Annotated in this window: 24 protein-coding genes and 5 pseudogenes; 10 read left to right on the top strand and 19 right to left on the bottom strand. The window is 36.5% G+C overall.

Annotated elements, in window-relative coordinates; genetic code table 11:
- Window positions 1-11: 11 nt before the first annotated feature.
- The 5 genes from L3081_RS04710 to L3081_RS04690 all read right to left on the bottom strand — a co-directional run bounded on the left by L3081_RS04710 (window position 12) and on the right by L3081_RS04690 (window position 2,621).
- On the bottom strand, window positions 12-344 hold the full coding sequence (locus L3081_RS04710) for a hypothetical protein (RefSeq protein WP_242283848.1): 333 nt from the start codon (window positions 342-344) through the stop codon (window positions 12-14).
- A complete protein-coding gene (locus tag L3081_RS04705; RefSeq protein ID WP_242283845.1) occupies window positions 337-1,059 on the bottom strand; it encodes a hypothetical protein in 723 nt (240 codons plus the stop codon). The genes L3081_RS04710 and L3081_RS04705 overlap by 8 nt, the downstream gene beginning before the upstream one ends.
- The gene (locus L3081_RS04700; protein ID WP_242283843.1) at window positions 1,052-1,669 is read right to left on the bottom strand and encodes a hypothetical protein; all 618 of its coding nucleotides are present in this window, start codon (window positions 1,667-1,669) and stop codon (window positions 1,052-1,054) included. The genes L3081_RS04705 and L3081_RS04700 overlap by 8 nt, the downstream gene beginning before the upstream one ends.
- A gap of 80 nt (window positions 1,670-1,749) precedes the next feature.
- Window positions 1,750-2,199, bottom strand: a complete 450-nt coding sequence (locus L3081_RS04695; RefSeq protein WP_242283841.1) for a hypothetical protein — start codon at window positions 2,197-2,199, stop codon at window positions 1,750-1,752.
- Window positions 2,181-2,621, bottom strand: a complete 441-nt coding sequence (locus L3081_RS04690) for a hypothetical protein (protein WP_242283838.1) — start codon at window positions 2,619-2,621, stop codon at window positions 2,181-2,183. Before L3081_RS04690 ends, L3081_RS04695 begins: the two co-directional genes overlap by 19 nt.
- A gap of 154 nt (window positions 2,622-2,775) precedes the next feature.
- Here L3081_RS04690 and L3081_RS04685 point away from each other — a divergent pair, with 154 nt between their 5' ends.
- Window positions 2,776-3,735, top strand: a complete 960-nt coding sequence (locus L3081_RS04685; protein ID WP_242283836.1) for a 1-aminocyclopropane-1-carboxylate deaminase/D-cysteine desulfhydrase — start codon at window positions 2,776-2,778, stop codon at window positions 3,733-3,735.
- A 79-nt stretch (window positions 3,736-3,814) separates the two neighbouring features.
- Here L3081_RS04685 and L3081_RS04680 read toward each other — a convergent pair whose 3' ends face one another.
- Together L3081_RS04680 and rpsU are read right to left on the bottom strand one after the other, a co-directional pair.
- Window positions 3,815-4,258 carry a GatB/YqeY domain-containing protein gene (locus L3081_RS04680; protein ID WP_242283834.1) on the bottom strand — a complete coding sequence of 148 codons (444 nt, stop codon included), beginning with the start codon at window positions 4,256-4,258 and terminating at the stop codon, window positions 3,815-3,817.
- 45 nt (window positions 4,259-4,303) lie between these two features.
- Complete coding sequence (rpsU, locus tag L3081_RS04675) at window positions 4,304-4,519, bottom strand: 30S ribosomal protein S21 (RefSeq protein WP_114326764.1); 216 nt, start codon at window positions 4,517-4,519, stop codon at window positions 4,304-4,306.
- A gap of 234 nt (window positions 4,520-4,753) precedes the next feature.
- Between rpsU and tsaD the strand changes: the two genes are divergently transcribed.
- On the top strand, window positions 4,754-5,815 hold the full coding sequence (gene tsaD, locus L3081_RS04670) for a tRNA (adenosine(37)-N6)-threonylcarbamoyltransferase complex transferase subunit TsaD (protein WP_242283833.1): 1,062 nt from the start codon (window positions 4,754-4,756) through the stop codon (window positions 5,813-5,815).
- Window positions 5,816-5,921: 106 nt separating this feature from the next.
- On the opposite strand, the gene plsY is transcribed toward tsaD, so the two are convergent.
- Window positions 5,922-6,509 (bottom strand): glycerol-3-phosphate 1-O-acyltransferase PlsY, encoded by a 588-nt coding sequence (gene plsY, locus L3081_RS04665; RefSeq protein ID WP_242283830.1) that lies wholly within the window; start codon window positions 6,507-6,509, stop codon window positions 5,922-5,924.
- Window positions 6,510-6,645: 136 nt separating this feature from the next.
- Here plsY and folB point away from each other — a divergent pair, with 136 nt between their 5' ends.
- The 4 genes and pseudogenes from folB (at window position 6,646) to L3081_RS04645 (ending at window position 9,295) form a co-directional block, all read left to right on the top strand.
- Complete coding sequence (gene folB, locus L3081_RS04660) at window positions 6,646-7,026, top strand: dihydroneopterin aldolase (protein ID WP_242283828.1); 381 nt, start codon at window positions 6,646-6,648, stop codon at window positions 7,024-7,026.
- 3 nt (window positions 7,027-7,029) lie between these two features.
- Window positions 7,030-7,540 (top strand): annotated as a pseudogene (folK, locus tag L3081_RS04655) (2-amino-4-hydroxy-6-hydroxymethyldihydropteridine diphosphokinase).
- A 19-nt stretch (window positions 7,541-7,559) separates the two neighbouring features.
- A pseudogene (locus tag L3081_RS28915) lies at window positions 7,560-8,393 on the top strand (undecaprenyl-diphosphate phosphatase).
- 47 nt (window positions 8,394-8,440) lie between these two features.
- The gene (locus L3081_RS04645) at window positions 8,441-9,295 is read left to right on the top strand and encodes a tetratricopeptide repeat protein (RefSeq protein WP_242283826.1); all 855 of its coding nucleotides are present in this window, start codon (window positions 8,441-8,443) and stop codon (window positions 9,293-9,295) included.
- Window positions 9,296-9,372: 77 nt separating this feature from the next.
- On the opposite strand, the pseudogene zapE reads toward L3081_RS04645, so the two are convergent.
- A pseudogene (gene zapE, locus L3081_RS04640) lies at window positions 9,373-10,486 on the bottom strand (cell division protein ZapE).
- 171 nt (window positions 10,487-10,657) lie between these two features.
- Here zapE and L3081_RS04635 point away from each other — a divergent pair.
- The 4 genes and pseudogenes from L3081_RS04635 (at window position 10,658) to L3081_RS04620 (ending at window position 13,736) form a co-directional block, all read left to right on the top strand.
- Window positions 10,658-11,116 carry a Z-ring associated ZapG family protein gene (locus L3081_RS04635; RefSeq protein WP_242283824.1) on the top strand — a complete coding sequence of 153 codons (459 nt, stop codon included), beginning with the start codon at window positions 10,658-10,660 and terminating at the stop codon, window positions 11,114-11,116.
- 145 nt (window positions 11,117-11,261) lie between these two features.
- A pseudogene (locus L3081_RS04630) lies at window positions 11,262-12,629 on the top strand (Do family serine endopeptidase).
- A 154-nt stretch (window positions 12,630-12,783) separates the two neighbouring features.
- The gene (locus L3081_RS04625) at window positions 12,784-12,975 is read left to right on the top strand and encodes a hypothetical protein (protein WP_242283821.1); all 192 of its coding nucleotides are present in this window, start codon (window positions 12,784-12,786) and stop codon (window positions 12,973-12,975) included.
- Between the two features lie 86 nt (window positions 12,976-13,061).
- The gene (locus L3081_RS04620) at window positions 13,062-13,736 is read left to right on the top strand and encodes a trypsin-like peptidase domain-containing protein (protein ID WP_242283819.1); all 675 of its coding nucleotides are present in this window, start codon (window positions 13,062-13,064) and stop codon (window positions 13,734-13,736) included.
- Window positions 13,737-13,887: 151 nt separating this feature from the next.
- Here L3081_RS04620 and L3081_RS26400 read toward each other — a convergent pair whose 3' ends face one another.
- The 10 genes and pseudogenes from L3081_RS26400 to L3081_RS04575 form a co-directional block, all read right to left on the bottom strand.
- Window positions 13,888-14,403 (bottom strand): EAL domain-containing protein, encoded by a 516-nt coding sequence (locus tag L3081_RS26400; protein WP_274620447.1) that lies wholly within the window; start codon window positions 14,401-14,403, stop codon window positions 13,888-13,890.
- 16 nt (window positions 14,404-14,419) lie between these two features.
- Window positions 14,420-15,706 (bottom strand): bifunctional diguanylate cyclase/phosphodiesterase, encoded by a 1,287-nt coding sequence (locus L3081_RS04615; protein WP_338027110.1) that lies wholly within the window; start codon window positions 15,704-15,706, stop codon window positions 14,420-14,422.
- Window positions 15,694-16,476 (bottom strand): GAF domain-containing protein, encoded by a 783-nt coding sequence (locus tag L3081_RS04610; protein ID WP_242283817.1) that lies wholly within the window; start codon window positions 16,474-16,476, stop codon window positions 15,694-15,696. The genes L3081_RS04615 and L3081_RS04610 overlap by 13 nt, the downstream gene beginning before the upstream one ends.
- Before the next feature lie 141 nt (window positions 16,477-16,617).
- On the bottom strand, window positions 16,618-16,923 hold the full coding sequence (locus tag L3081_RS04605; protein WP_242283816.1) for a hypothetical protein: 306 nt from the start codon (window positions 16,921-16,923) through the stop codon (window positions 16,618-16,620).
- 276 nt (window positions 16,924-17,199) lie between these two features.
- Window positions 17,200-17,916 (bottom strand): annotated as a pseudogene (locus L3081_RS04600) (pseudouridine synthase).
- A gap of 193 nt (window positions 17,917-18,109) precedes the next feature.
- On the bottom strand, window positions 18,110-18,535 hold the full coding sequence (locus L3081_RS04595; protein ID WP_242283814.1) for a hypothetical protein: 426 nt from the start codon (window positions 18,533-18,535) through the stop codon (window positions 18,110-18,112).
- A 57-nt stretch (window positions 18,536-18,592) separates the two neighbouring features.
- Window positions 18,593-19,252, bottom strand: coding sequence for a response regulator (locus L3081_RS04590; protein WP_242283812.1), 660 nt, complete (start codon window positions 19,250-19,252; stop codon window positions 18,593-18,595).
- 170 nt (window positions 19,253-19,422) lie between these two features.
- Window positions 19,423-20,601 carry a porin gene (locus L3081_RS04585; RefSeq protein ID WP_242283811.1) on the bottom strand — a complete coding sequence of 393 codons (1,179 nt, stop codon included), beginning with the start codon at window positions 20,599-20,601 and terminating at the stop codon, window positions 19,423-19,425.
- Between the two features lie 168 nt (window positions 20,602-20,769).
- Window positions 20,770-21,525: an ABC transporter ATP-binding protein gene (locus tag L3081_RS04580; RefSeq protein ID WP_242283809.1), complete on the bottom strand. Its 756-nt coding sequence runs from the start codon at window positions 21,523-21,525 to the stop codon at window positions 20,770-20,772.
- A complete protein-coding gene (locus L3081_RS04575) occupies window positions 21,518-22,285 on the bottom strand; it encodes an ABC transporter permease (protein WP_242283807.1) in 768 nt (255 codons plus the stop codon). The genes L3081_RS04580 and L3081_RS04575 overlap by 8 nt, the downstream gene beginning before the upstream one ends.
- Window positions 22,286-22,340: the final 55 nt, after the last annotated feature.

Here is a 22,340-nt window from a genome sequence, read left to right as displayed (position 1 = left end):
TTACCTTAATCCTATTTGGTTATACTCACTTTAATAAGGTTGTCTTTAAATAGAGTTAATTCTACTTGATCGCTCTCACTGCGTAATACCACACTTTGCGTCTTGACCTCGATTAATTGATATTCACCAATATAGTCATGCATTTTCAAAATATTACCACTAACCACTACAGTTTTAACACCGTCCCCAGAAATAATAGACTCCAATAGCAGTGCTTTTCCTTCGGGTGTTATTGTCGTTAGTCCTTTGTGACCAAAAGGTCGTGTTGGATCAACTTTAGCCGAAAAAACCTGATGTGGCATTATTAACATACTGAATAAAAACGCATAACATAATTTAAACACCGACAAACTCCTTCTTAGTGCCTAAGCTGTACATTTGAATTTCTAATTCACTATTTGGGTATTCAATTAACTTGAAATTAAAATCTTGCCAGAAAAATTTCCATGAAAGCTGCTCAAGTCGCGATAGATAACTTTGTAAGTCAAAGTAACTTCCTGAAAGTTTAATTTTAAAACCGTGACGATATAAATTAACCCCTGCAGGCAATTGATTATTTTCTAGCGATAACGCTGCTGATGTGTCACTGCTTCTATTTTGTGGTGATGTTGATGATCCCGAGGAAAGATTAGACAACAGTGGTTGTGCTCCTAACAACTCAAATGAAAGTAACGACACATTTTTTTCAAGCTTTAATAAATCTAACAATGCATAACGCATTTGTACTGGGCTAATTAAATCACTGGTTAACGTTAAGAGTTTTTCATCAACTTTTGCTAACTTCGCTTCATACTGAGCAATTTGATTTTTAGTGTCTTCATTTGGGTCTCGCTGTAAAGCTTCCTGCATTTCTGTATTTGTGATTTGCAACGTTTGATTGCTTGCTCGAAGCTGCACAATTTGTTGAACTGACTTTCTGTTTTCAACTATGTTCGCATCAATAAAGAAATAGAAAGTAATAAAAATAATAGCAACCAATCCCGTTAGAATAATCAGGTATTGTTCACGAGGCGTTAGATTAAGATAATTGTCACTGTATTCTTGCCATTGCTTACTCATGAGAAGTTGCCTCTTCATTTTTAGAGCTAACCATAAATTGAGTAATATGCTCTTCATTTTCAGCTAATTTAAAGCGAGAAAATGATTTTCCAGATAACAATGCAGAATTTTCAAAACCCGCTAACCAAGCAGGCACAGCTTCAGGTGTTAAAGCGATACCAGAAAATGTCATGTCATCGTTATTAATATTTATAACCTCCAAACGAATATCTGGATGATGCAAGTTCGCTAAATCTCCCATTGCACCGGCAAAACCGGCTACATAGGTATTACTACCATTAGTTAATTTCTCATGCAACGCCTGTTTGGTTTTCATTATTAATTTAAGTGTTTCAAGTTTATCTGATAGCTTTCTATCAACTTTTCGCGACGATAATTGTGCGGTAAGTGTACTTTGTAAATTGGTATATTGACTATTTTCTTGCTGTAAAAGGGTTAAGTCTGACTGGAGAGATCGGTGAGTATAATGCGTTTGGAAAACCCAAGCTATCATAAGCAATAATGTAAAACACCAAACTAGAGCAACACGCGGTAACGTTAATAATACCTTTTTAGGTAAAAGCTCTGGTTGCAGTAAATTAATAGTAAGTTTATTCGTATTAACTGACATTAGCAGACTCCTGCAAATGCTCTACTGCTCTTGCTTCACTCATCGTTGCCCCTATTGCGGATGCATATTCACGACGTGCTTCATAGGGTGCTTGGCAAGGTTAATAAGCTAACAGGCAAGTGAGAATTTTCAGCAAGTTTTCGGGCAAAAAAACTTTCTGTTTTGATCGGTAATAATACTTTAATATCTTTAATGGGGGCTTGCTTCAATTGTCGTTCGAAATAATCGGAAGATCGTTGAATTTCTAAGGCAAAGCTATCAATAACAGTCATTGTTAATTCATCTTCAGATTTATTAGCGATTTGACTAAACCCATGTAACCGTCGGTGAAAGTATAACTTCCCTTGCTTAATGATCAAGAGCACAACTTCTTCGTTAGGCTGTTGACACACCAATAAGCAAGCATCATTTTGTATTGGTAATAAATTAGCAAAGGCAAATTCAGCAATCGTAATACTGACAACCTCCATATTGCCTGCATTTGCTGCATTTACAATTTGTTTAAGTTCATTTAATGGTGAACAAACCACGTTAACTTTTTCTTTCCCCCTGCTAGCACTGGGCCATCAAAATAATCTAGCACCATATTTTCAGGTGAGATACTCACAAGATCTTTCACTTGCCACTTCAAGGCACTGTTTATCTCAGCTGCGGGAATCGAAGGTTTATCTACTTGCACTATTTGAGATTGTTGCCCGTTTAGCACTATATGACATTTTCCTGTAAGGTTCTCTTTTGCTTCTGCTTCAATGATTGCGGCAGAATAATTTAACTCATGTACATTGAACAACTGAAATGTTGTCTTAGTTGCCTTTTTTTCCTCAGAGGAAGTCGTACGCTTTACGCTAGGTAAAGAACATACGGCAACAGAATTGTGTTGCAAAGAAATACCAACCAACTGATTCGATTGTTTTTTTGCTAACATATTTTTTATTTTTGTTAATAAAGACATTTATCAGTGCTGTATTATTTTGAGTTAAGGTATTAAAATAAAATACTAAAAAAAGTATTTAAAAGAAGTACTTCTAACAATATCCTTTAATGACGTATGCCTGCAAGTATTTTCGCTGACTTATTCATTTTTCTAAAACTATAGTGTATATGTAATGACCATTTTATCTGAACTGCAGCCACTACATCACCCTTTGTTCACACATTATAATGTGCAAGTTCATGTTAAACGTGACGATAGTATTCACCCAATTATTTCAGGTAATAAATGGCGTAAACTAAAATATAATTTAGCACAGATAAAACAAAATATGAGTATTAAGGGTGTACTCAGTTTTGGTGGCAGTTATTCTAACCATATTCATGCGTTGTCCTTTGCATGTTATCAACAAAAAATCCCTTGTATTGGCGTAATTCGTGGCGAAAAAAACTATGCTAGCAACTTTACTTTATCTTGGGCTAGATACTGGGGCATGAAATTACATTTCGTTGATCGAAAAACTTACCGCCGCAGACATGATGCCGACTACTTAGCGCAATTACAGCAAACATTTCCTGATTACTTTATTGTGCCTGAAGGCGGTAGTAATGAACTTGCTATTGCAGGGGTTGCTGAAATAATCACGGAGTTAAACCAACAAACCACCTTTGATACATTAATCACACCTACGGGGAGCGGCGGTACATTAGCAGGGCTTGTCGCCGGAGATTACAACACAGGGAACAGACAACACAAACTATTAGGTATTGCTGTCTTAAAAGAAGCTGGTTATTTAATAGATGAAATACAAAAGCTACTCCCTTCAACCGCAAAACAACATGATAATTGGCATTTACTTACTGACTTTCATCGTGGTGGCTATGCTAAATTTAATCCTTTGGATGTAGGGCAATTGCTTGAGTTTAATCAGGTAACTGGGGTTGTGTTTGAACCAATATATTCAGGAAAAATGATTTTAGCTTTTCTTGATTTACTTAAACAAGGCTATTTTTCTAGTGGCGAACGTATCGTTTTATTACACACAGGTGGCATGCAAGGTATTGGCGGTATGATAGAACGCGGGGTTTTAAGTGCTAAACATTGGTCAATGCCTGAGCAAGCTCAACAATTATAGTGCGGCTTAATACAAAAAAACCGTAATAACACAAGTTACTACGGTTTTTCAAAAATGTGTTTTTAACGTAACAAACGCGCTAGTTTAAAGCTGATCTTATCTGGCCGCTTACCACGCCCATGTCTGCTTTACCTTGCATTAACGGTTTTAATACCGCCATTACTTTACCCATGTCAGCCATTGAGGCAGCACCAGTTTCAGCAATAGCATTATTAATTAACGTGCTAATTTCTGCATCGGTCAAAGGCTGAGGAAGAAAGAACTGTAATGCAGCCACCTCTTCAGCTTCTTTAGCAGCTAATTCATCACGACCACCATCGGTAAACATCTTAATAGACTCTTTACGTTGTTTAACCATTTTGGTTAAAACAGCAATAACGTTGTCATCAGTTGCTTCAGTGTTATGATCAATTTCCGCTTGTTTAACAGCAGATAGTGCCATACGAATAACACCTAGACGTAACTTGTCTTTGGCACGCATAGCATTTTTCATTTCATCTTTGAGTTGAGCTAGAAGTAACATCTTTTACTCTCCAAAGGCGACTAAGGTCATTCTGAAAAAGAATGCTTAGTACATGCGAACGTGACGAGCGTTCTCACGAGAAACTTTTTTCGCAGCACGTTTAACAGCAGCTGCTTTTTTACGTTTACGTTCCCAAGTTGGTTTTTCATAACATTCGCGACGACGAACTTCTGAAAGGATTCCTGCTTTTTCACATGAACGTTTAAAACGACGTAAAGCTACGTCAAATGGTTCGTTTTCTCTTACTTTAATTACTGGCATGTACTTTTTTACCTTAGTGTGTATCTATATAAATCGGCGTTTGACTTCGGCTTTACTACTTTATGTAGCTAAAATAACCTTGTCTACACCCGCTCTATCAAAAATGGGTGCCGTATTCTACTGCTAAGTGCTAAGCGATGTAAAGGATAATTCCTTTATCTACGTAAATATACTAGCGAAACATCATCACTACGGGTAAAATCGTCATACTTTTTGTTAATAAAAATCAACTTTATGCGAATTTTAGGTATCGAAACCTCGTGCGATGAAACAGGCATTGCTATTTATGATGATGGCCTAGGTGATCGTCCTGAGGGTATATTGGCACATCAACTCTATAGCCAAATTGCTGTGCATGCTGATTACGGTGGTGTTGTTCCTGAGCTTGCTTCCAGAGATCATGTTCGCAAAACTATCCCTTTAATAAAAGCAGTATTAAAGGAAGCGAATTTAACCCCACAAGATTTAGACGGTGTTGCATATACGGCAGGCCCCGGCCTAGTTGGCGCCCTATTAGTTGGCTGTTCAATTGGTAGAAGTTTAGCTTATGGTTGGAATTTACCCGCTGTACCTGTACATCATATGGAAGGGCATTTATTGGCACCTATGTTAGAGGATGATGTACCTGAGTTTCCCTTTGTAGCCTTGCTTGTTTCTGGCGGTCATACTATGTTGGTTCGCGTTGACGGCATTGGTCAATATAAGTTATTAGGTGAATCTGTTGATGACGCAGCCGGTGAAGCCTTTGATAAAACGGCAAAATTATTAGGATTAGACTACCCTGGCGGTCCTGCACTATCAAAAATGGCAGAATCAGGTGTTGTTGGCCGATTCAAATTACCACGCCCCATGACCGATCGCCCAGGTTTAGATTTCAGTTTTAGTGGTTTAAAAACTGCTGCGGGTACCTTGGTTCGGAAAGAGTGTCAACTTCCGGAAGGACAAGCGTTAAACGCTGAAGAGCTTAAGCAAACACATGCTGATATTGCAAATGCCTTTCAACAGGCGGTGGTTGATACCTTAGCGATAAAATGTAAACGCGCATTAAAACAAGAAAATTTGAATCGCTTAGTGATCGGCGGCGGTGTTAGTGCAAATACAGCACTACGCGAAAAATTAGCGAATACCACTAAAAAACTTGGTGGTAGTGTATTTTATCCAAGACCAGAATTCTGTACTGATAATGGCGCCATGATCGCCTATGCAGGATTACAACGTTTAAAAGGCGGCACTCATGCTGACTTAACCTTTAAAGCTAGCCCACGTTGGTCTTTAGATTCACTTCCTGCTGTATAAATTAATTTAGGTGCGAATAAGTTCTCGTCTAAACAGTCATAGCACCGAGGTAACTACGTCAGCTACTTTAAGTAACCTCGGTATTTCTAAAGCCTTCGGGTTAATTTTATTTGGTAGAAATTTTACTCTCTGTCCCTTTAAGTAACCTGGAAATATTATCTTTATGACGCCATATAATTAACGCACTCAACATTAAGGTGGGGTAAACATACAACGGCTTTAAAAGAAACACATAAACTGGTGCGAATGAAACCGTAACAATAGCTGCCAAACTCGAATATTTTGTCAATTTTGCTACGCATATCCAAGTGATAATTAATAAAGCACCCAATCCTAATCCAATAGGTAGTAAAGTCCCTAAAGCGGTAGCAACCGCTTTTCCCCCTTTAAAATCAAAAAATATTGGATACATGTGCCCTAAACATGCAGCAACGCCAATAATGCCTAAATAGAATGGCTCTACTTGTAAAAAATAAGCTCCCCACACCGGTATTGTTCCTTTTATTATGTCAAGAAATAATACGGTAGCAGCAGTTATTTTATTACTCATTCTTAACACGTTAGTTGTACCAGGATTATTCGATCCTGTTGTACGAGGATCAGGCAAGCCTAGCATTCTACACACTATAATAGCACTTGAAATCGAGCCTAATAAATAAGCAACAATGATTATAGCAAGCGTTAGTAACAACATATTAATAACAACATAACAATAAGAATTATAATAAAAATAACTATTTTATCTATTCTAGCTTGTTATCTGCTAGTTTTTCTACACTTGCACAGGTAAACTCGCTTTTTATTTTGTAATTATTGATATCAGGTAGCAAATGGACAAGATTTTTATCAACGGGTTAACCATTCAATGTACCATTGGCTTCTTCCCATGGGAAAAAGAAATAAAACAAACCTTAGTTATTGATGTGGTTATGGCTTGGGATACTTCCTTAGCTGCGCTAAACGATGAGCTTGATAAAACCCTTGATTACGCTGCAATATCTCAAGCGATTGAGGTGTTTGCAAATGAAAATCCTGTCGACTTATTAGAAACCTTAGCAGAACGATTAGCTGCTTATTTACGAGCAGAATTTCATATTCCATGGTTACGATTAACGTTAGGTAAACCGGGTGCGGTGCATAATGCAACGACAGTTGGTGTTGAAATTGAACGTGGTCAACTTGAACAATCCTCCAGTAATAAAGCAAACTAACTGATGGCGGTTATATATATATCTTTGGGTAGCAATATTGAACGTGAATATCATGTTCGAAACGGTCTTATCGCATTAGCTAAGACATTCAATATTCCCTTTGAAAAATTAATCTTATCTTCATTGTTCGAAAGTGAAGCCGTAGGGTTTAATGGCAATGCCTTTTACAATATGGTTATTGGTATACACACCCAATGCAGTGTGGAACAAGTGGTAATGAAATTACGAGCTATTGAAATTGATTATGGTCGCACCCTTGATGCTAAAAAATTCAGTCCTAGAACACTCGATCTCGACTTATTACTTTACGATGATTTAATCATCAATAAACCAAGACAAATTGCCTCGTGACGAAATTGATAAAAATGCTTTTGTTCTTTGGCCACTCAGTGAAATAGCCCCGAAGCTTATTCATCCAATCATACAGCTTGATTATCAAACCTTATGGCAAAATTATGACAAAATTAGTCAACAACTAACAATAGTGGAAAATTGTTGGAATTCAACACAATAAAAAGGAATAAAGAATACCTATGAGTACGTTAGAAATCATTATATTGGCTTTATTACAAGGCTTAACCGAATTTTTACCTATTTCTAGTTCTGCCCACTTAATCTTACCTTCACAAATTTTAGGGTGGCAAGATCAAGGATTAGGTTTCGATGTTGCAGTACATGTAGGTACATTATTAGCCGTCATGCTATATTTTCGAAAAGAGCTCGGCGCTATGTCTGTGGCCTGGTTAGGCACAATAAATATTGGTCCACCAAAAACAGTACAGACAACCAAATTAATTTTGAAGGTAAACTTGCGTGGTGGATTATCTTCGCTACTATTCCTGCGGGGTTATTCGGTTTACTTGGCAAAGATTTTATTGAGGAGCATTTACGTTCTGCTCTTGTGATTGCACTCACTACACTTTTATTTGGATTTTTATTGGGTTTTGCTGATGTCAAAGCTAATCACCGAACATCACACAAACCACTAGAAAAGTTAGGATTCAAGGGGGCAATGCTTATTGGTTTAGCACAAGCTATCGCTCTTATTCCTGGTACTTCACGCTCAGGCATTACCATGACAATAGGGTTAATCTTTGGGTTTATCTCGCGATAATGCCGCCCGATTTTCGTTTTTATTATCAATCCCTGCCATTGCAATGGCGGGTAGCTATTTAACACTAAAATTAATATTGTCAACCGAAGGTGTTGATTGGCAAGCTATTGGTTTAGGTAGCTTAATTGCTTTTATTAGCGCCTACGCTTGTATTCATTATTTTCTTATCCTATTAAATAAATTGGGCATGATGCCTTTTGTTATTTATCGTTTAATTTTAGGTTTTGGCTTATTATGGTTTGTGCTTAGATAATTGTACCACCGCAAGCCTAGTCTTTAATCAATGTAAATCGAACAAGAGTGAATTCAAATATGATTGCTATTACCATAGACAACTTTCAACAAATTGTGTTGGAAGAATCGAAAAACAAACTCGTGTTAGTCGCTTTTTGGGCACAACAAATTCCTGAAAGTGTCGAGTTAAAAGATAAATTAGCCGCAAAATCAGCGCCTTTTCCTGAGCAAATACTGATGGCAACCGTTGATTGCGAAACCCAACAGCAAATAGCTCAACAATTTGGAATTCAAGGGTTACCTACGGCTATTTTAGTAAAAGACGGTCAACCTCTTGATGGGGTATCTGGTCCTCAAACAGACGAGACTATCGCAACTTTTTTGGATAAACACCTACCAAAAGAAGAAGATTTATTAGTTGTTCAAGCACAAAATGCTTTGGCTGAAAATGATGTCAGTGTGGCACAAAATGCCATTTTACAGGCATATCAGCTCGATGATCAGCGCGCGGATATTCAATTAATATTAATTGATGTTTATATCCAAACAGGAAAAACACAAGAAGCGAAAATCTTGATTGATAACATAAAAATGGCAGATCAAGATAGTTATTATAAAGGGCTATTAGCAAAATTAGAGTTAGCAAACGAAGCGGCTAATTCCCCTGAAATACAAACCCTAGAAGCCAAGTTAGCAAGCAACCCGGCAGACATAGATATCCAACATCAACTTGCCGCCCAATACAGCCAAGTAAACCGTTATGAAGATGCCTTGAAAATGTTATTCCGATTAGTTCAAGTCGGTGATGAGCAAACTAAAGATAAAAGCAAAACACTATTTTTAGATGTGCTTAAAGCACTGCCCGATGGTGACGCTTTAGCCAATAAATACCGTCGTAAACTTTATACATTGATGTATTAAATTAAGTGACGTTAAAGGAAAATTACGAGTTACGAGATATCCTTTTTGGGCTATGCCACTCGCTACTCGTAGCTTCTCTACGGCAAATGTTCACTAGCTAAGTAATCGTGTGATTGCATTTCCTGTAAACGACTTAGACAGCGTTTGAATTCAAACGCTAAATTCCCCCACAATATAGCTCTTCTAACGGCATAGCGGCTGACATAATAAGTTTCACATTGCGTTCATAAAATTCATCTACTAACGCAATAAAACGTCGAGTACTGTCATCACTTTCTCGTCCCATTTGTTTTACATTGGCCGGCAATACAGTGTGATAAAGTTGGCTAATTTCCATGTAATCACTTTGGCTACGAGCACTTTCACAAAGTACTGAGAATTCTAAAAAGATAACACCATCAGCAACACACACTGTTGGCAACTTTCGGTTATTTATTTCAATATCTACACCTTGTTTACCTTCTTCATAAGCAAGCTGTTTAAAATAAAATTGCAAATTATCATTAGCTCGCTGATCGAGTGGATAATGATATATTTCGGCTTGCTCTAACGTACGTAATCTATAATCAACACCACTATCAACATTAACAATTTCTGTGTTTTCATTGATTAATTTAATTGCAGGTAAAAAACGTTCGCGTTGCAGACCATTACGATACAATTGATCAGGAATGATATTTGAAGTAGCCACCAGTATCACCTTATGAGCAAATAATTCTTCAAACAAAGTTCCTAATATCATAGCGTCAGTGATATCTGACACAAAAAATTCATCAAAACAAATTATGCGCGTTTCCTGAGCAAACTTTTTAGCAATAATTTTTAAAGGATCTGATTTTCCCGTTAACGCTTTAAGCTCTTGGTGCACTCTATGCATAAACCGATGGAAGTGAACACGCATCTTATTTTCAAAAGGGAGACAGTCGTAAAACGTGTCAACCAAATAGGTTTTACCTCTGCCGACTCCCCCCAAAAATATAACCCTTTAATAGGTTTTTCATCTTGTTTTTTATAGACTTTTTTCCATCGATTCAATACTTTTTTAAAACTAGACACTTCAATAGGTTTAGTTTGTAAATCTTCATAAAGCCTTTGTAAATGTAAAACCGCATTTTCCTGAGCAGCATCAAAAATAAAATCGTCTTTTGTTAAATCTTGTTTGTATTTATTAATAGGAGAAAGTTTAATCATGCGTGAACCATATTTGGCTTGTTGTTGTTACTTGAAAAAGATAAATTGCCACATATTTTATTGATATAAGCAGTTATAACTACACAAAACTACGTTGGCATTATATTATTGTAAACTATATCTGAATTAATTAATCACAAATTTCATTTTCAATACACTTAAGGTAATCCTATGACAGTTGTAAGCGCATTAATCATTTTTATCGTGGGCGCAGTAATTGGTTTTTTTGCTAATCATTTTTTGTCTTCTTCAAACCAAGAGCGACGTAAGTTATCTGAGCAAGTTAGTAAGAGTGAAGCGGCCTTATCTCAATACAAATTGGATGTGGCAGATCACTTAGCAAGCTCAGCAAGTTTGTTAGAGCAAATGAACAGTACTTGTCAAACCGCAATGAAACAAATGGAAGAAAGTACACAATTATTACAACGAGTAACCACAAACGACATTGACGGCATGCCTTTCTTTTCACAAGAAACACAAGATCAATTAGCGCAAACGGCAGGTTTAAGACACCCGAAACGTATCGTTAAACCCGAAGAGTCAACAACCCAAGCACCGTTAGATTATTCTGGTGAAGCAAGTGGTTTATTTATTGATCAAAAAAGACAAGATACGTCATCGGCTAATTAACGCCTATGTACTTATCCTTATGAATCAGAAATATAGTGTTACAAATGCCCATAGGGCATTTGTGAACCAAAGGTGTTTTGCTTAGTCTATTTTGAGGTATATTTTATTAAATTAATTAAATTTAGTTTCAGGAGAATTCTTCCATATGAAAAAATTATCAACCATCTCATTATCCGCTTTTCTTAGCGCAGCATTACTTTCTAGTTCACTCATTCCAATTGATGCACACGCTTATTCAATTTGGCCAAGCAGTGTTGACGACAAAGCAATGCCAAGTCTTGCACCAATGCTTGAAAAATCAACGCCCGCGGTTGTCAGTATTGCAGTAAAAGGAACTCATGAAGTAAAACAAAACATTCCTGAGATTTTTCGTTTTTTTGGCAATCGAAGTCAAAACCCCAATCAAGTACACCAACGCCCTTTTCGGGGTTTAGGCTCTGGTGTTATTATTAATGCGAAAGAAGGCTATATTGTCACCAACAACCATGTGATCGAAAAAGCCGATGAAATTCTAATCACACTCAAAGATGGTCGCCAGATTGAAGCGAAAAAATTAGGCTCAGACGCTGATAGCGACATTGCTTTGTTGCAAGTTGACGCGGATGAATTGACGGAAATTAAAATCGCTGATTCAGATAAATTGCGTGTAGGTGATTTTGCTATCGCTATTGGCAGTCCATTTGGCTTAGGTCAAACGGTCACTTCAGGTATTGTTAGCGCATTAGGTCGTAGCGGTTTAAACATTGAAGACTATGAAGATTTTATTCAAACAGATGCCGCCATAAATAGTGGTAACTCTGGCGGGGCGTTAGTGAACTTACGCGGCGAGTTAATAGGTATAAATACCGCTATTCTAGGACCTAATGGGGGTAATATAGGTATTGGCTTTGCTATTCCAAGCAACATGATGCATAACTTGGTTAAACAAATTATTGAGTTTGGCGAAGTTCACCGAGGTGTATTAGGTGTTTCAGGTCGTAGTGTGACAAGTGAACTAGCCAAAGCAATGGAGTTAGATACAAACCAAGGCGGCTTTATTGAACAAGTTATGCCTGATTCAGCAGCCGATGAAGCAGGCATTGAGCCTGGTGATGTGATTACTAAAATAAATGGTAAATCTATAAGAACCTTCAATGAGTTACGCGGAAAAATAGGCTCAATTGGCGCCGAAAAGAAGTGGAATTGACTATTGTGCGCAATGGCAAAGAAAAAGCTTTTGATGTGAAATTAAAACAATCACAAGGAAGTAATGTTGCTGCTGCCTCGATTCATCGTATGTTTGAAGGCGCTAAACTAGAAAATAAAAGTAATAATGAGGGCGTTATCGTTAGTGAAGTAAAAGACGGCTCTCCGGCAGGCAGTGGGGTTACAATCAGGCGATTTAATTACAGGTATAAACCGCACTCGTATCAATAATGTGGCTGATTTACGTACTTATTTAAAAGATAAGGAAGGTGTTTTTGCTTTAAATATTATTCGTGACAATTACTCTCAATACTTAATGATCCGATAAATATTTCTATTGTACGCTTAAATTACACCCAAAAGGCTAGTGAAAACTAGCCTTTTTATTTTCAGGGGTACTTCTTAGCCTTAACTTTTATGCTAAACTCAAGGAATAAAAACAAGACACTATCATTGCAATAACTACCGTACTGGAACCTCATTTGAAATTAAAAGAAACATTAAAATATATTTTACACTCAATCAGTTACGGGGTGTTATTCGCGGTTGCTTTGTTGTTACTTGAACCCAATTTAAATGAAAATGCACTCATTAAACAGTTATTGAGTTCAGAGCAGAAATCTCCTCCACCATTATCTTTTGCAAAAGCCGTCAGTATAGCCACCCTGCAGTAGTAAATATTTATTCTGAAGATATTGTACCTAGCTTAGGCTATGGTAGAGAAGCAAGAAAAAGCACCACGTTAGGCTCTGGCGTCATAATGAATCCTAATGGGTATATTTTAACAAATCTACATGTCATTCAAAATGCAGATCTTATACATGTTGTATTGCAAAGTGGTTTACAATTTCCCGCTCAGTTAATTGGTTTTGATCAAGTTACCGATTTGGCAGTTTTAAAAGTCAACGCAAACAATTTGCCTTCTATTCCACAAAATGAAAATCAACAACCTTTGGCCGGTGATATTGTTCTCGCTATAGGAAACCCACTAAATTTAGGCCAAACAGTAACCCAGGGTATTATCAGTGCTACTGGTCGTAGTGGCTTAAGTAATACTAGTTATTTAAATTTTTTACAAATGGACGCGGCAATCAATAATGGTAATTCTGGTGGGGCTTTAATCAACACAAACGGAGTATTAGTTGGGATAAATTCAAGAAAGTTTACTGAGTCTACTCCACAACTCAATGTTCAAGGTATTTTCTTTGCTGTACCCTACAAATTAGCTGCTAAAATAATGCAACAAATTATTGAAAATGGCCGGGTGGTTCGTGGTTGGTTAGGTATTTCTGCAACTCGCTATTTAACCGATACTAAAGGGATAGTAGTAGAGTCAGTCAATCCTAATAGCCCACTCAATTGGGAGGAATTCAAGCAGGAGATGTTATATATCAAATTTCAGAACAATCTATTGATAGTATTGTACAAGCATTAGATATTGTTGCAGAAACAAGTCCAAATACTGTACTGACCTTTAAACTTTACCGTCAGGGCAAGAGTATTGAAAAACAGATTACCATTGCTGAATTTACTATTTAGTTTCAATTAGTAAACGCCTGTAATTTCAGCGTTATTCTTGACGCGCGCTATTCTTTACGTGTGATATAGCGTTCCATTTCACTAGCAGGCATAGGTTTGGCATAGTAAAAACCTTGTCCATAGGCACAATCCATTTTTTGAAGGAGTTTAGCGTCTTCTGCATTTTCTATCCCTTCACCTACGGTTGCCATATTTAGGTTGGTAGCTAAATCAACAATAGTTTTGATAATTGCTCGATTGTTTTCATGTTCATGTACATTATTGATAAACGATCGATCTATTTTCAACACATCAATTGGAAAACGGTGTAAATAACTTAAACTTGAATAACCTGTACCAAAATCATCAAGTAATATTTTTACCCCTAAACGCTTTAATGCTTTCATATTAGCTAACACTATTTCTGTATTTTCCAACAGCGCTCGTTCTGTTAACTCAACTCTTAAATGCTCGGGTTTTATTCCTGTTTCGATCAAAATATTTTCAATATCACTGGGTAACGTAGGACTAAAAAACTGATTACAAAATAAGTTACAGCTAACATATAGATCGTGCCGAGACAGGGTTTCTTGCCATACTTTAAGTTCTTTGGCATGATTTTTTCATTATTTGAAAATCTATCGACTGTACCAAATTAGTTTCTTCAGCTAACGGAATAAACTCATCTGGAAAAACAAAGCCACGTTTATCACTAGGCCATCGTGCGAGCGCTTCAAAACCTCTTATCTCTTCATTTTCGAGTTTAAGTATCGGTTGGTAGTAAGGAACAAATTCTTCTCTTTCAATTGCTTCTCTAATATCGGCCTCGAGTGTCAAGGCATTCTGCACTCTTTGATGCATACTCGCATCAAATACTTCATAACGGCCTTTACCACTATCTTTTGCATGATACATTGCCGTATCAGCATCTCTTAGCATAGTATCAGCGTCATCATAACGTTCGTCACTAAACAGGATACCAATGCTTGTACCTGTAAACACCAATTGATTATTTATGACAAAGGGCTCTTTTAATAGCTCGGTAATTCGCTTTGCAATTTCAAAGGCTTCTTTGTCAGAATCAAGATCCTCGATTAAAATGACAAATTCGTCTCCTCCTAATCTTGCAACAGTATCTTTATTACGCAAAATACCCAAAAGTTCATGGGCAATTAACTTTAATAAAGTATCTCCGGCATGATGACCTAAACTATCATTCACTACTTTAAAACGATCTAAATCCAAAAATAATATGGCAAAAGACAACTCTGGTTTACGTTTATTACAAGCGATAGCATGATTCAATAAATCAACAAATACGCCTCTATTAGGTAAGCCCGTTAAACTATCGTGTGATGCTGTGTGCTTAAGTTTCTTTTCAACTTCTTTACGTTGTATTATTTCTTCTTCTAAGGCTAACGTTCTTAATTTAACTTGCTGCTCTAATAATTCATGACTTTGTCTTTCTATATCAGAGGTTTCACGACGTTTAATTGCAGAGGACACATGATTCGAAACAAAATTAAGTAATTCAGCATCTTCTTGGTTATAGCTAGTTTGCGGTGTATAACTTTGAATAACCATCACGCCTAACAATTCACCTGAATATTTTAGCGGAACACCTAGCCATGAATGCTCGTTAGAGGTCGGTTTTCGCGTTTGACCACTTTCATATAGGTGTTTCATATCTTCTTTCGATAACAAAACTGTTCGTTGTTGACGAATAACGAGTTCAGAATAATGATTCGATAATTTTCTTGTTTGAAAAAATTGCTGAGAATCAGAATTGCTTGACTCTTCATCGACAACATAAACGTATTCTATGGTGTCGTCATCTTGACTATATTTAGCAATAAAAAAGTTGGTCGCATTAATCAATTGCCCCACGATATTATGCACTTTCGAATAAAACACATTGATATCAAAGTGGCATCATTCGCTAATTCTGAAATACGATATAATGATTCTTGTAATAATTCTGACTTTTCGCGTTCACGAATTTGTGCCATTAACTCTTGCGTGCGGGCATTTACAGCACTGGTTAAACGTTCTTTATCTTGCAAACGAACCATGGCACCTACAACATGCTGCCCCGCAAAAGTTAGCATGTTTAATTCTTGTTCTGAATAGCGGGTTTCTTCGGTATAACTTTGTACCACCATCACGCCAATGACTAAATCATTGTGTAATAGTGGCACGCCCAACCAGTCGGTACCGCCGGTTCCATATTGTTTTATTTTACCATTTTTTTGTAATTTACTTACTAGCTCAGGTGTTATTAATAAAGGCTGCGCTGAATCTATAATTAACGACGTAAAGGAACCTTCGTATTCATGATAATCAATAATACCAACAGGACCTTCATCTTTTTCATCAACATAATACACAAACTCTAATGTTGAAAAAGTTTGATCATAAGTCACAATGAAAAAGTTTTCGGCGGTCATTAATGAACGAATAGTACTATGCACTTGAGGATAAAAATAGTTTAAATCATCACACTCTTGAGATAAGCGATTTAAATTAAACAAAGCACTATAACGCAATTGTAGATTGTCATATTTATCTTGCAACATTAATAACTTAGCATCATGTTCTTGTGCTTTTTTATTGTCTACAATAGTGTCCCTAAATTTTTTGGACTGAGCATTAGTCATAAATAAAAATCACCATCTCAACTACTTCTTGTAATTTAACTGCATAAATCTTCCAGACGATCATAATGAACTTTTATTACAAAAAAATCCACTTTAGTCACTCTAATTCATAAAAACCAACCTGATAAGCAATAAAATGGACTAATGATTATTCGATTCTGTGTTCATTTTCTTTTTAATTTCTTCTGTTTTATGTTTATTACCGCAAATAGCCTGTTGTTTTTCATCACGATAATAGCGAACATCAATACAGTCTTGTTGATATCTACGCTCAAGTTCGGTACGAATTAATGGTTGCCCTTTAGCGTTAACAATTTGACGTTGTAAAATTTGACACTGTTGAATTTGTTCTGACGCTAAAGTGACATCTTCACAAGCATCATTACTACTAGAACAACCCATTAAGATAAATGTCAAACCAAAAGCGGTGCATAAAGAAAGTTTCATGTTGTTAAGTACTTAATTATTTTATGTAAAAGTTATATGTTAATTGCAGTATATAACAAAGTAATGTTAATCGTTATTATTTGTTCGTAAACTGCCAAATAAAGCCTAGGTAATGTACAATCACGCCTTATATTTGGTAATAAAACAGACCAGATATTGACGTATAAATTTTCCTTGCATATTTTGCGGACTAAATTGCGGACTAAAGTAGCAAAACTATCTCACTATAGTGAGCAGATAAAAATTAAACATTATTTTCAATTAGTTAAAAACCTCTTAAACCAAGTTGAGATCAATTAGGCTGATCGTTCTGCTTTCCCCTACTCGCAAACTTTCATCCAAGACATAGTTTCCTATTGATATACGATGCAAAGCGATAACAGGATTATTAAAACGGCCAAACATCCTTTTTATTTGATGATATCGACCTTCCATTAAAGTAACTTCAGCTTGATAAGGCGAAATAATCTTCAACGTAGCAGGTTTGGTTGTTATGTCTTCAAAAGCAAAGTACATTCCTTGTGAAAAAGCTTGAATATAATCTTCAGTTAACGGGTTTTTCAACGTCACTATATACTGTTTAGGCACTTTACTTAATGGCGATGTTAAGTATTCAGACCAACGACTATCATTAGTAAGTAAAACCAATCCTGACGTATTTAAGTCTAATCGCCCAACTATATGCAAACTAGCTTTTTCATCGCCTGTAAATGAAGCCCCTAATAAGTCGATCACCGTATTGTGCTTGTCATCTTTAGTTGCACAAACAACACCTACCGGTTTATGAAGCATGATGTATAAAGGGGTTTGTTGTTGAATAATAGTATTATCTAGTGATATTACTGAAAACTTGTTCACTGGTTTGGGCAATATCGCTTGCAATAACACCGTCCACTGTAATGCGTTTCTGTGCTAATAAAAGGCGGACTTTTTTCGGTTAATTGCACACTTTTCGCTAATAACACGATCAAGTCGGGCGCGGCTTATTGACATAATCACCTAGTTTTTTCAAACAGTTCAATATGGATATTAATTAAATAATACCAGTTTCATTAATTAAGTGATCTATTTTATACGTAGAGAATTTTTCCAAATACAAGGTATTTATTTCAATAACGAGTTGTTCTAATTATTAAATAACGATCTAGTTGGTGATTTTGGCAAGTAGAAATGATCACATAGTTTGTTAGGTTGGTATAACACCTAAGCTTAATTGCTTAGCTATTAAATTAAGTGTTTTTTGTAGTTTAACGCTCAGAAAGCCTGCTAATAATTTGCTTTGTTGAGTTAACATTGTTAGCTCAGACTCGGTAATGGCAATATAACACATTAATATTTGCTCATTTTCAGCCTTATCAAAATAACTAAAAACATCATCACTATAATTTTGTACGGTATGATTTGATCGATATTTTTTTTGGGCTTCAAAACTTGAAGGCGTTTCTATACATAAACGAACAAACCAAAGGTTGTATTCGTCACCATACCAATTAGCAACCATCGTTTGAAAATTAAACTGGGCTTCAAGTTTACGACTTACCGAGGATATTTTAGTAAATTGCTGTAATAACGACTCATTAATATCGATTGAAATCGGTAATTTTTCTGTCATGTTTTTATGGCCAGTGAATACTAAAATTCAAATAAAAACACATGGTAGCAAAGAACATTAGCGTTTTAAATATTGATTAAAATCTATGTTACTACAACCCAGTACAACTTTTACTCGATTAGAGGTGCCGAGTTTTTTAAGAATAGACGAAACATGCGACTTAACGGTAGTTTCTGAAATATGTAGATTAAAACCAATTTCTTTATTTGCCTCACCTTTAATCAGGTGTTGTAGCACGATTAATTCCCGACGGGTAAGTAAAGCGATATTTTCAGGTGATGCTTCAAATTCTTTTTTAGTGGTTGCAACATTAGCTTGGGCGCGCATGATATCCGAGGGTAGATACATATTCCCCTGAAACACACTTTCGATTGCTTCGCCAATTATTTCTTTTGAAGATGACTTAGCAATAAAGCCTACAGCGCCATAGGAGAGCGTTTGTAATATTTTCTGTTTTTCTTGTTCTGCTGACACAATAACGATAGGTGTTGTCGGACATTTATTGCGTAAATCAAGCAAACCATTAAGACCCGACATACCTGGCATGTTCAGATCTAACAATATCAAATCAATTTCATCATTTTCTTGAACACAGACAAGCGTTGATTCAATATCTTCTGTTTCATATGTAGTAGAACCGGGAAATTTAATGCCGATAATATTAACAATGGCATCTCGAAATAATGGATGATCATCTGCAACCAAAATTTTGTACATAAACCAACTACCGTAAAATGAATAACTGATTTACCTTAGCAAATTACTCAGGATTAAGTAACCCTCCTATAGTTGTAGAAAACTCATCTTTAGGTATACAATTTTTTGATTTTGTAAGTAGCAGAAGTATCTTTTCTGCTACTTACATTGGTTTAAACTGTCATTTACCTTTAAAAAGTTACCACTGCACCAATTGAGATAGTGTTATTATCTTCTGCAACCAACGAATTAGAGGCATCCACTTCAGTATTATTGTATTCAACTACCGCAGTTAAACCAGGACGAACTGTTCTGAAATAAGCAAATCCCGTATTACTATGGACCGCATCACCCACAATACCAACAGCCTCAACATTACCAGAGTTTTTAGTTTCAGATTCACCATAGGTTAATACAAAACGGTTATCATTTAATGTGTATGCCGCTTGTACTAAATACCCCTCTGATTCTATGCTGTCAGGGCCAACAAACTGATCTAAACCTGCCACATGACCCAAGCCTTCCGAGCTATAACCAGAAGCAGTTAATGATAAGCCAGAAAACTTAACATTTACCCCATAGCCAACACCAGACTGATCTTGGTCTACATCATTAACTTCACTTGATTGTGTAACACCACTAACCCAAGCTTTTACCGAACCATTATCAAAAGAAGTGTTATACATTAACTCAGCTTCAAAACGGGGTAAATCTTCATTTGAGTTAGCCGCAACCTTATTAGGATCCATCACGGCAATGGCAAGTTTAAAACCGTTCATATCGGGTGTTCTATAAGTGATCTGTGCTTTGGGGAAAGGATATGTATAACCTGTAGCTATGTTACCAAATGACACATTACCACCATCAACTAAACCAAAAAATTCTGACGTTTGACCAAAACCTAGCAATAATTCATCACCTAGTATATTAGCACGGTTATACAAACCAAAATCCTTACCTAATAATACTTCCCCCCAACCTCCACTGACCGTAGCATAAAACTGACGAACATCAATTAATGAACCTGTCCCCAAATCAGCAGGTGATGCATCACGGCTATTATCCGAATCACTTAGAGAAACCCAAAATGAAGAGCGCATTGATATTTTCATGTCATCTAGCTGTTTACCGAAATTAAAGCCTATATTGCTCGGTAAGAAGCCTGTACGAACACGTGATTGTGAATGATCTGATTCAACACCTGCGGCATCCGTTTCATCAACAGAACTGTTAGAATAAAATACATTAACTAGGCCATCAGTACTGAATGTCATACCGTCGTTGTTATATATTTCAACAGCGGCACTCGCATTAAATGCCGCCATAGCCAATGTTGCTGTGATTAAGCTTATTTTAAATCGTTTAGTCATTTTCATGCATCCTGTTTTATCGTTATTAGTGTTCAAACATCATAAAAATAACGTTACCTAAATAGAATCAGTCGACTTAGCCAAATTAGCTGTGCTTTAGGCGTAAACAAAAAGCTTAATGCTTTAGTAGGAGCAAGAAGGAGGTAAAAAAGAAATGTGTTTTAGCCGCTAGTCAATTTTCCAGAGAGTAATCTTTGGAAACCTTGTCATCAGTTGCATCTGCCATTTTAACTCAGACACGCCCGATTCTTGGCGTGGTTTAGGTATATCTACATTACACTGATGAATAATACTACCAGGTGAATCACTCATAAAAAGTATTCGATCAGCTAAATAAATAGCTTCTTGTAAATCATGAGTGACAAAGACAACCGTAGTCCCTCTTTGTTTGCACAAATCTATTAACAATTGTCTTAATCGGTTAGCTGTTGGTGCATCGAGGGAATTAAAAGGTTCATCTAATAATAATAAATGTGGGTTTATCGCAAAAGCACGCGCAATGCTCACTCGCCGTTGCATACCGCCGGACAGCTGACGTGGAAAATATTCTCCTTTGCCTGCTAACCCCACTTGAGTGAGTAAAAGTTCAATTTGATCATACTGGTTTGATTGTAAAACTAACGCTATATTTTCTCTAACTGTAAGCCAAGGCATTAACCTGGGCTGTTGAAAAATATAACCAACACGATAGGGTTCTTGCTTTTTTTCATCATTCTTATCGTAAGTAATGAGGTGTCCATCGCATTTTTCAATGCCACTGATCATATTAAGTAATGTAGTTTTTCCACACCCAGAAGGGCCAATAATAGCAACAAATTCACCGCGTTCTACACTAAAATCTACCTGCGCTAACACTGTGTTATTACGATTAACATTATTATTAGTATAATGCTTATTTTTAATAGCGACATTCAATTCAATCAAAATGATTTCCTCTTGCGACCAGTTTATCAAAAGGTTTAAAAAAGAGTATTTCAATAAGCAAAACAATCAAAACAAAAGCGAGGGTATAAGCAAGAATTCCGGCAATATCAAAAAACTGAAATAGTGTATTCAGCGCAAAGCCTACCCCATCACTTCGCCCTAGCAACTCAACCACTAAAACAATTTTCCAGATTAAAGATAAACCAGAGCGAGCAGAGGCAATAATATAGGGATAAAGTTGCGGTAAGAACACCTTAAAAAAAGTAGCTCGGGGTGACAATTGGTAAACTTTAGCCACTGCTAATAAATCCTGATCAACGGTTCGAGCGCCCTCTCTTATCATCACAACAACCGTGGGTACTTTATTAATCACTACTGCCGCAATCGCTGCCGCTTCAACTAAACCAATCCAAATGTAACATAATAAAATAGTGACTAACGCGGGTATATTAAGCAGAACAATAAGTAAAGAGTCGGTGAGTTTATTTAACCATGCATTTACCCCCATTAAAATTCCAATAATACCGCCGAGCAACATAGCAATAGTAAAACTCAATAGCACGCGCCGTAAAGTGATCAGAAGATTAGTTATCATTTCCCCTTCATTGAGGTGAAACTGTAAACTGTTGATCACGGCGAACAACGAGGGGAAATCTGAGCTGTCTAGTGCCCAAGACGCTCCTTGCCACGACAGAGCAAAAAAAGTAATAATCGAAAGTTTTGTCAATAAAAAGGAAAATAACTCTTTAGAAATTCCCATAACGGAAGTACCTCTCCTTATAAGATGTTTTTCTACCTTACTTTGTGATTCAATA

It is taken from the genome of Colwellia maritima, assembly GCF_022669015.1.
GTDB lineage: Bacteria > Pseudomonadota > Gammaproteobacteria > Enterobacterales > Alteromonadaceae > Colwellia > Colwellia maritima.
This window is presented reverse-complemented; position numbering and strand designations above follow the sequence as displayed.

Excerpts from the sequence above, each read along its gene's own strand:
- L3081_RS04705 (WP_242283845.1), bottom strand. The coding sequence starts at position 1,059 with ATGAGTAAGCAATGGCAAGAATACAGTGACAATTATCTTAATCTAACG.
- L3081_RS04700 (WP_242283843.1), bottom strand. The coding sequence starts at position 1,669 with ATGTCAGTTAATACGAATAAACTTACTATTAATTTACTGCAACCAGAG.
- L3081_RS04690 (WP_242283838.1), bottom strand. The coding sequence starts at position 2,621 with ATGTCTTTATTAACAAAAATAAAAAATATGTTAGCAAAAAAACAATCG.
- L3081_RS04685 (WP_242283836.1), top strand. The coding sequence starts at position 2,776 with ATGACCATTTTATCTGAACTGCAGCCACTACATCACCCTTTGTTCACA.
- L3081_RS04680 (WP_242283834.1), bottom strand. The coding sequence starts at position 4,258 with ATGTTACTTCTAGCTCAACTCAAAGATGAAATGAAAAATGCTATGCGT.
- rpsU (WP_114326764.1), bottom strand. The coding sequence starts at position 4,519 with ATGCCAGTAATTAAAGTAAGAGAAAACGAACCATTTGACGTAGCTTTA.
- tsaD (WP_242283833.1), top strand. The coding sequence starts at position 4,754 with ATGCGAATTTTAGGTATCGAAACCTCGTGCGATGAAACAGGCATTGCT.
- plsY (WP_242283830.1), bottom strand. The coding sequence starts at position 6,509 with ATGTTGTTACTAACGCTTGCTATAATCATTGTTGCTTATTTATTAGGC.
- folB (WP_242283828.1), top strand. The coding sequence starts at position 6,646 with ATGGACAAGATTTTTATCAACGGGTTAACCATTCAATGTACCATTGGC.
- L3081_RS04635 (WP_242283824.1), top strand. The coding sequence starts at position 10,658 with ATGACAGTTGTAAGCGCATTAATCATTTTTATCGTGGGCGCAGTAATT.
- L3081_RS04620 (WP_242283819.1), top strand. The coding sequence starts at position 13,062 with ATGAATCCTAATGGGTATATTTTAACAAATCTACATGTCATTCAAAAT.
- L3081_RS04610 (WP_242283817.1), bottom strand. The coding sequence starts at position 16,476 with ATGACTAATGCTCAGTCCAAAAAATTTAGGGACACTATTGTAGACAAT.
- L3081_RS04605 (WP_242283816.1), bottom strand. The coding sequence starts at position 16,923 with ATGAAACTTTCTTTATGCACCGCTTTTGGTTTGACATTTATCTTAATG.
- L3081_RS04595 (WP_242283814.1), bottom strand. The coding sequence starts at position 18,535 with ATGACAGAAAAATTACCGATTTCAATCGATATTAATGAGTCGTTATTA.
- L3081_RS04590 (WP_242283812.1), bottom strand. The coding sequence starts at position 19,252 with ATGTACAAAATTTTGGTTGCAGATGATCATCCATTATTTCGAGATGCC.
- L3081_RS04585 (WP_242283811.1), bottom strand. The coding sequence starts at position 20,601 with ATGACTAAACGATTTAAAATAAGCTTAATCACAGCAACATTGGCTATG.
- L3081_RS04575 (WP_242283807.1), bottom strand. The coding sequence starts at position 22,285 with ATGGGAATTTCTAAAGAGTTATTTTCCTTTTTATTGACAAAACTTTCG.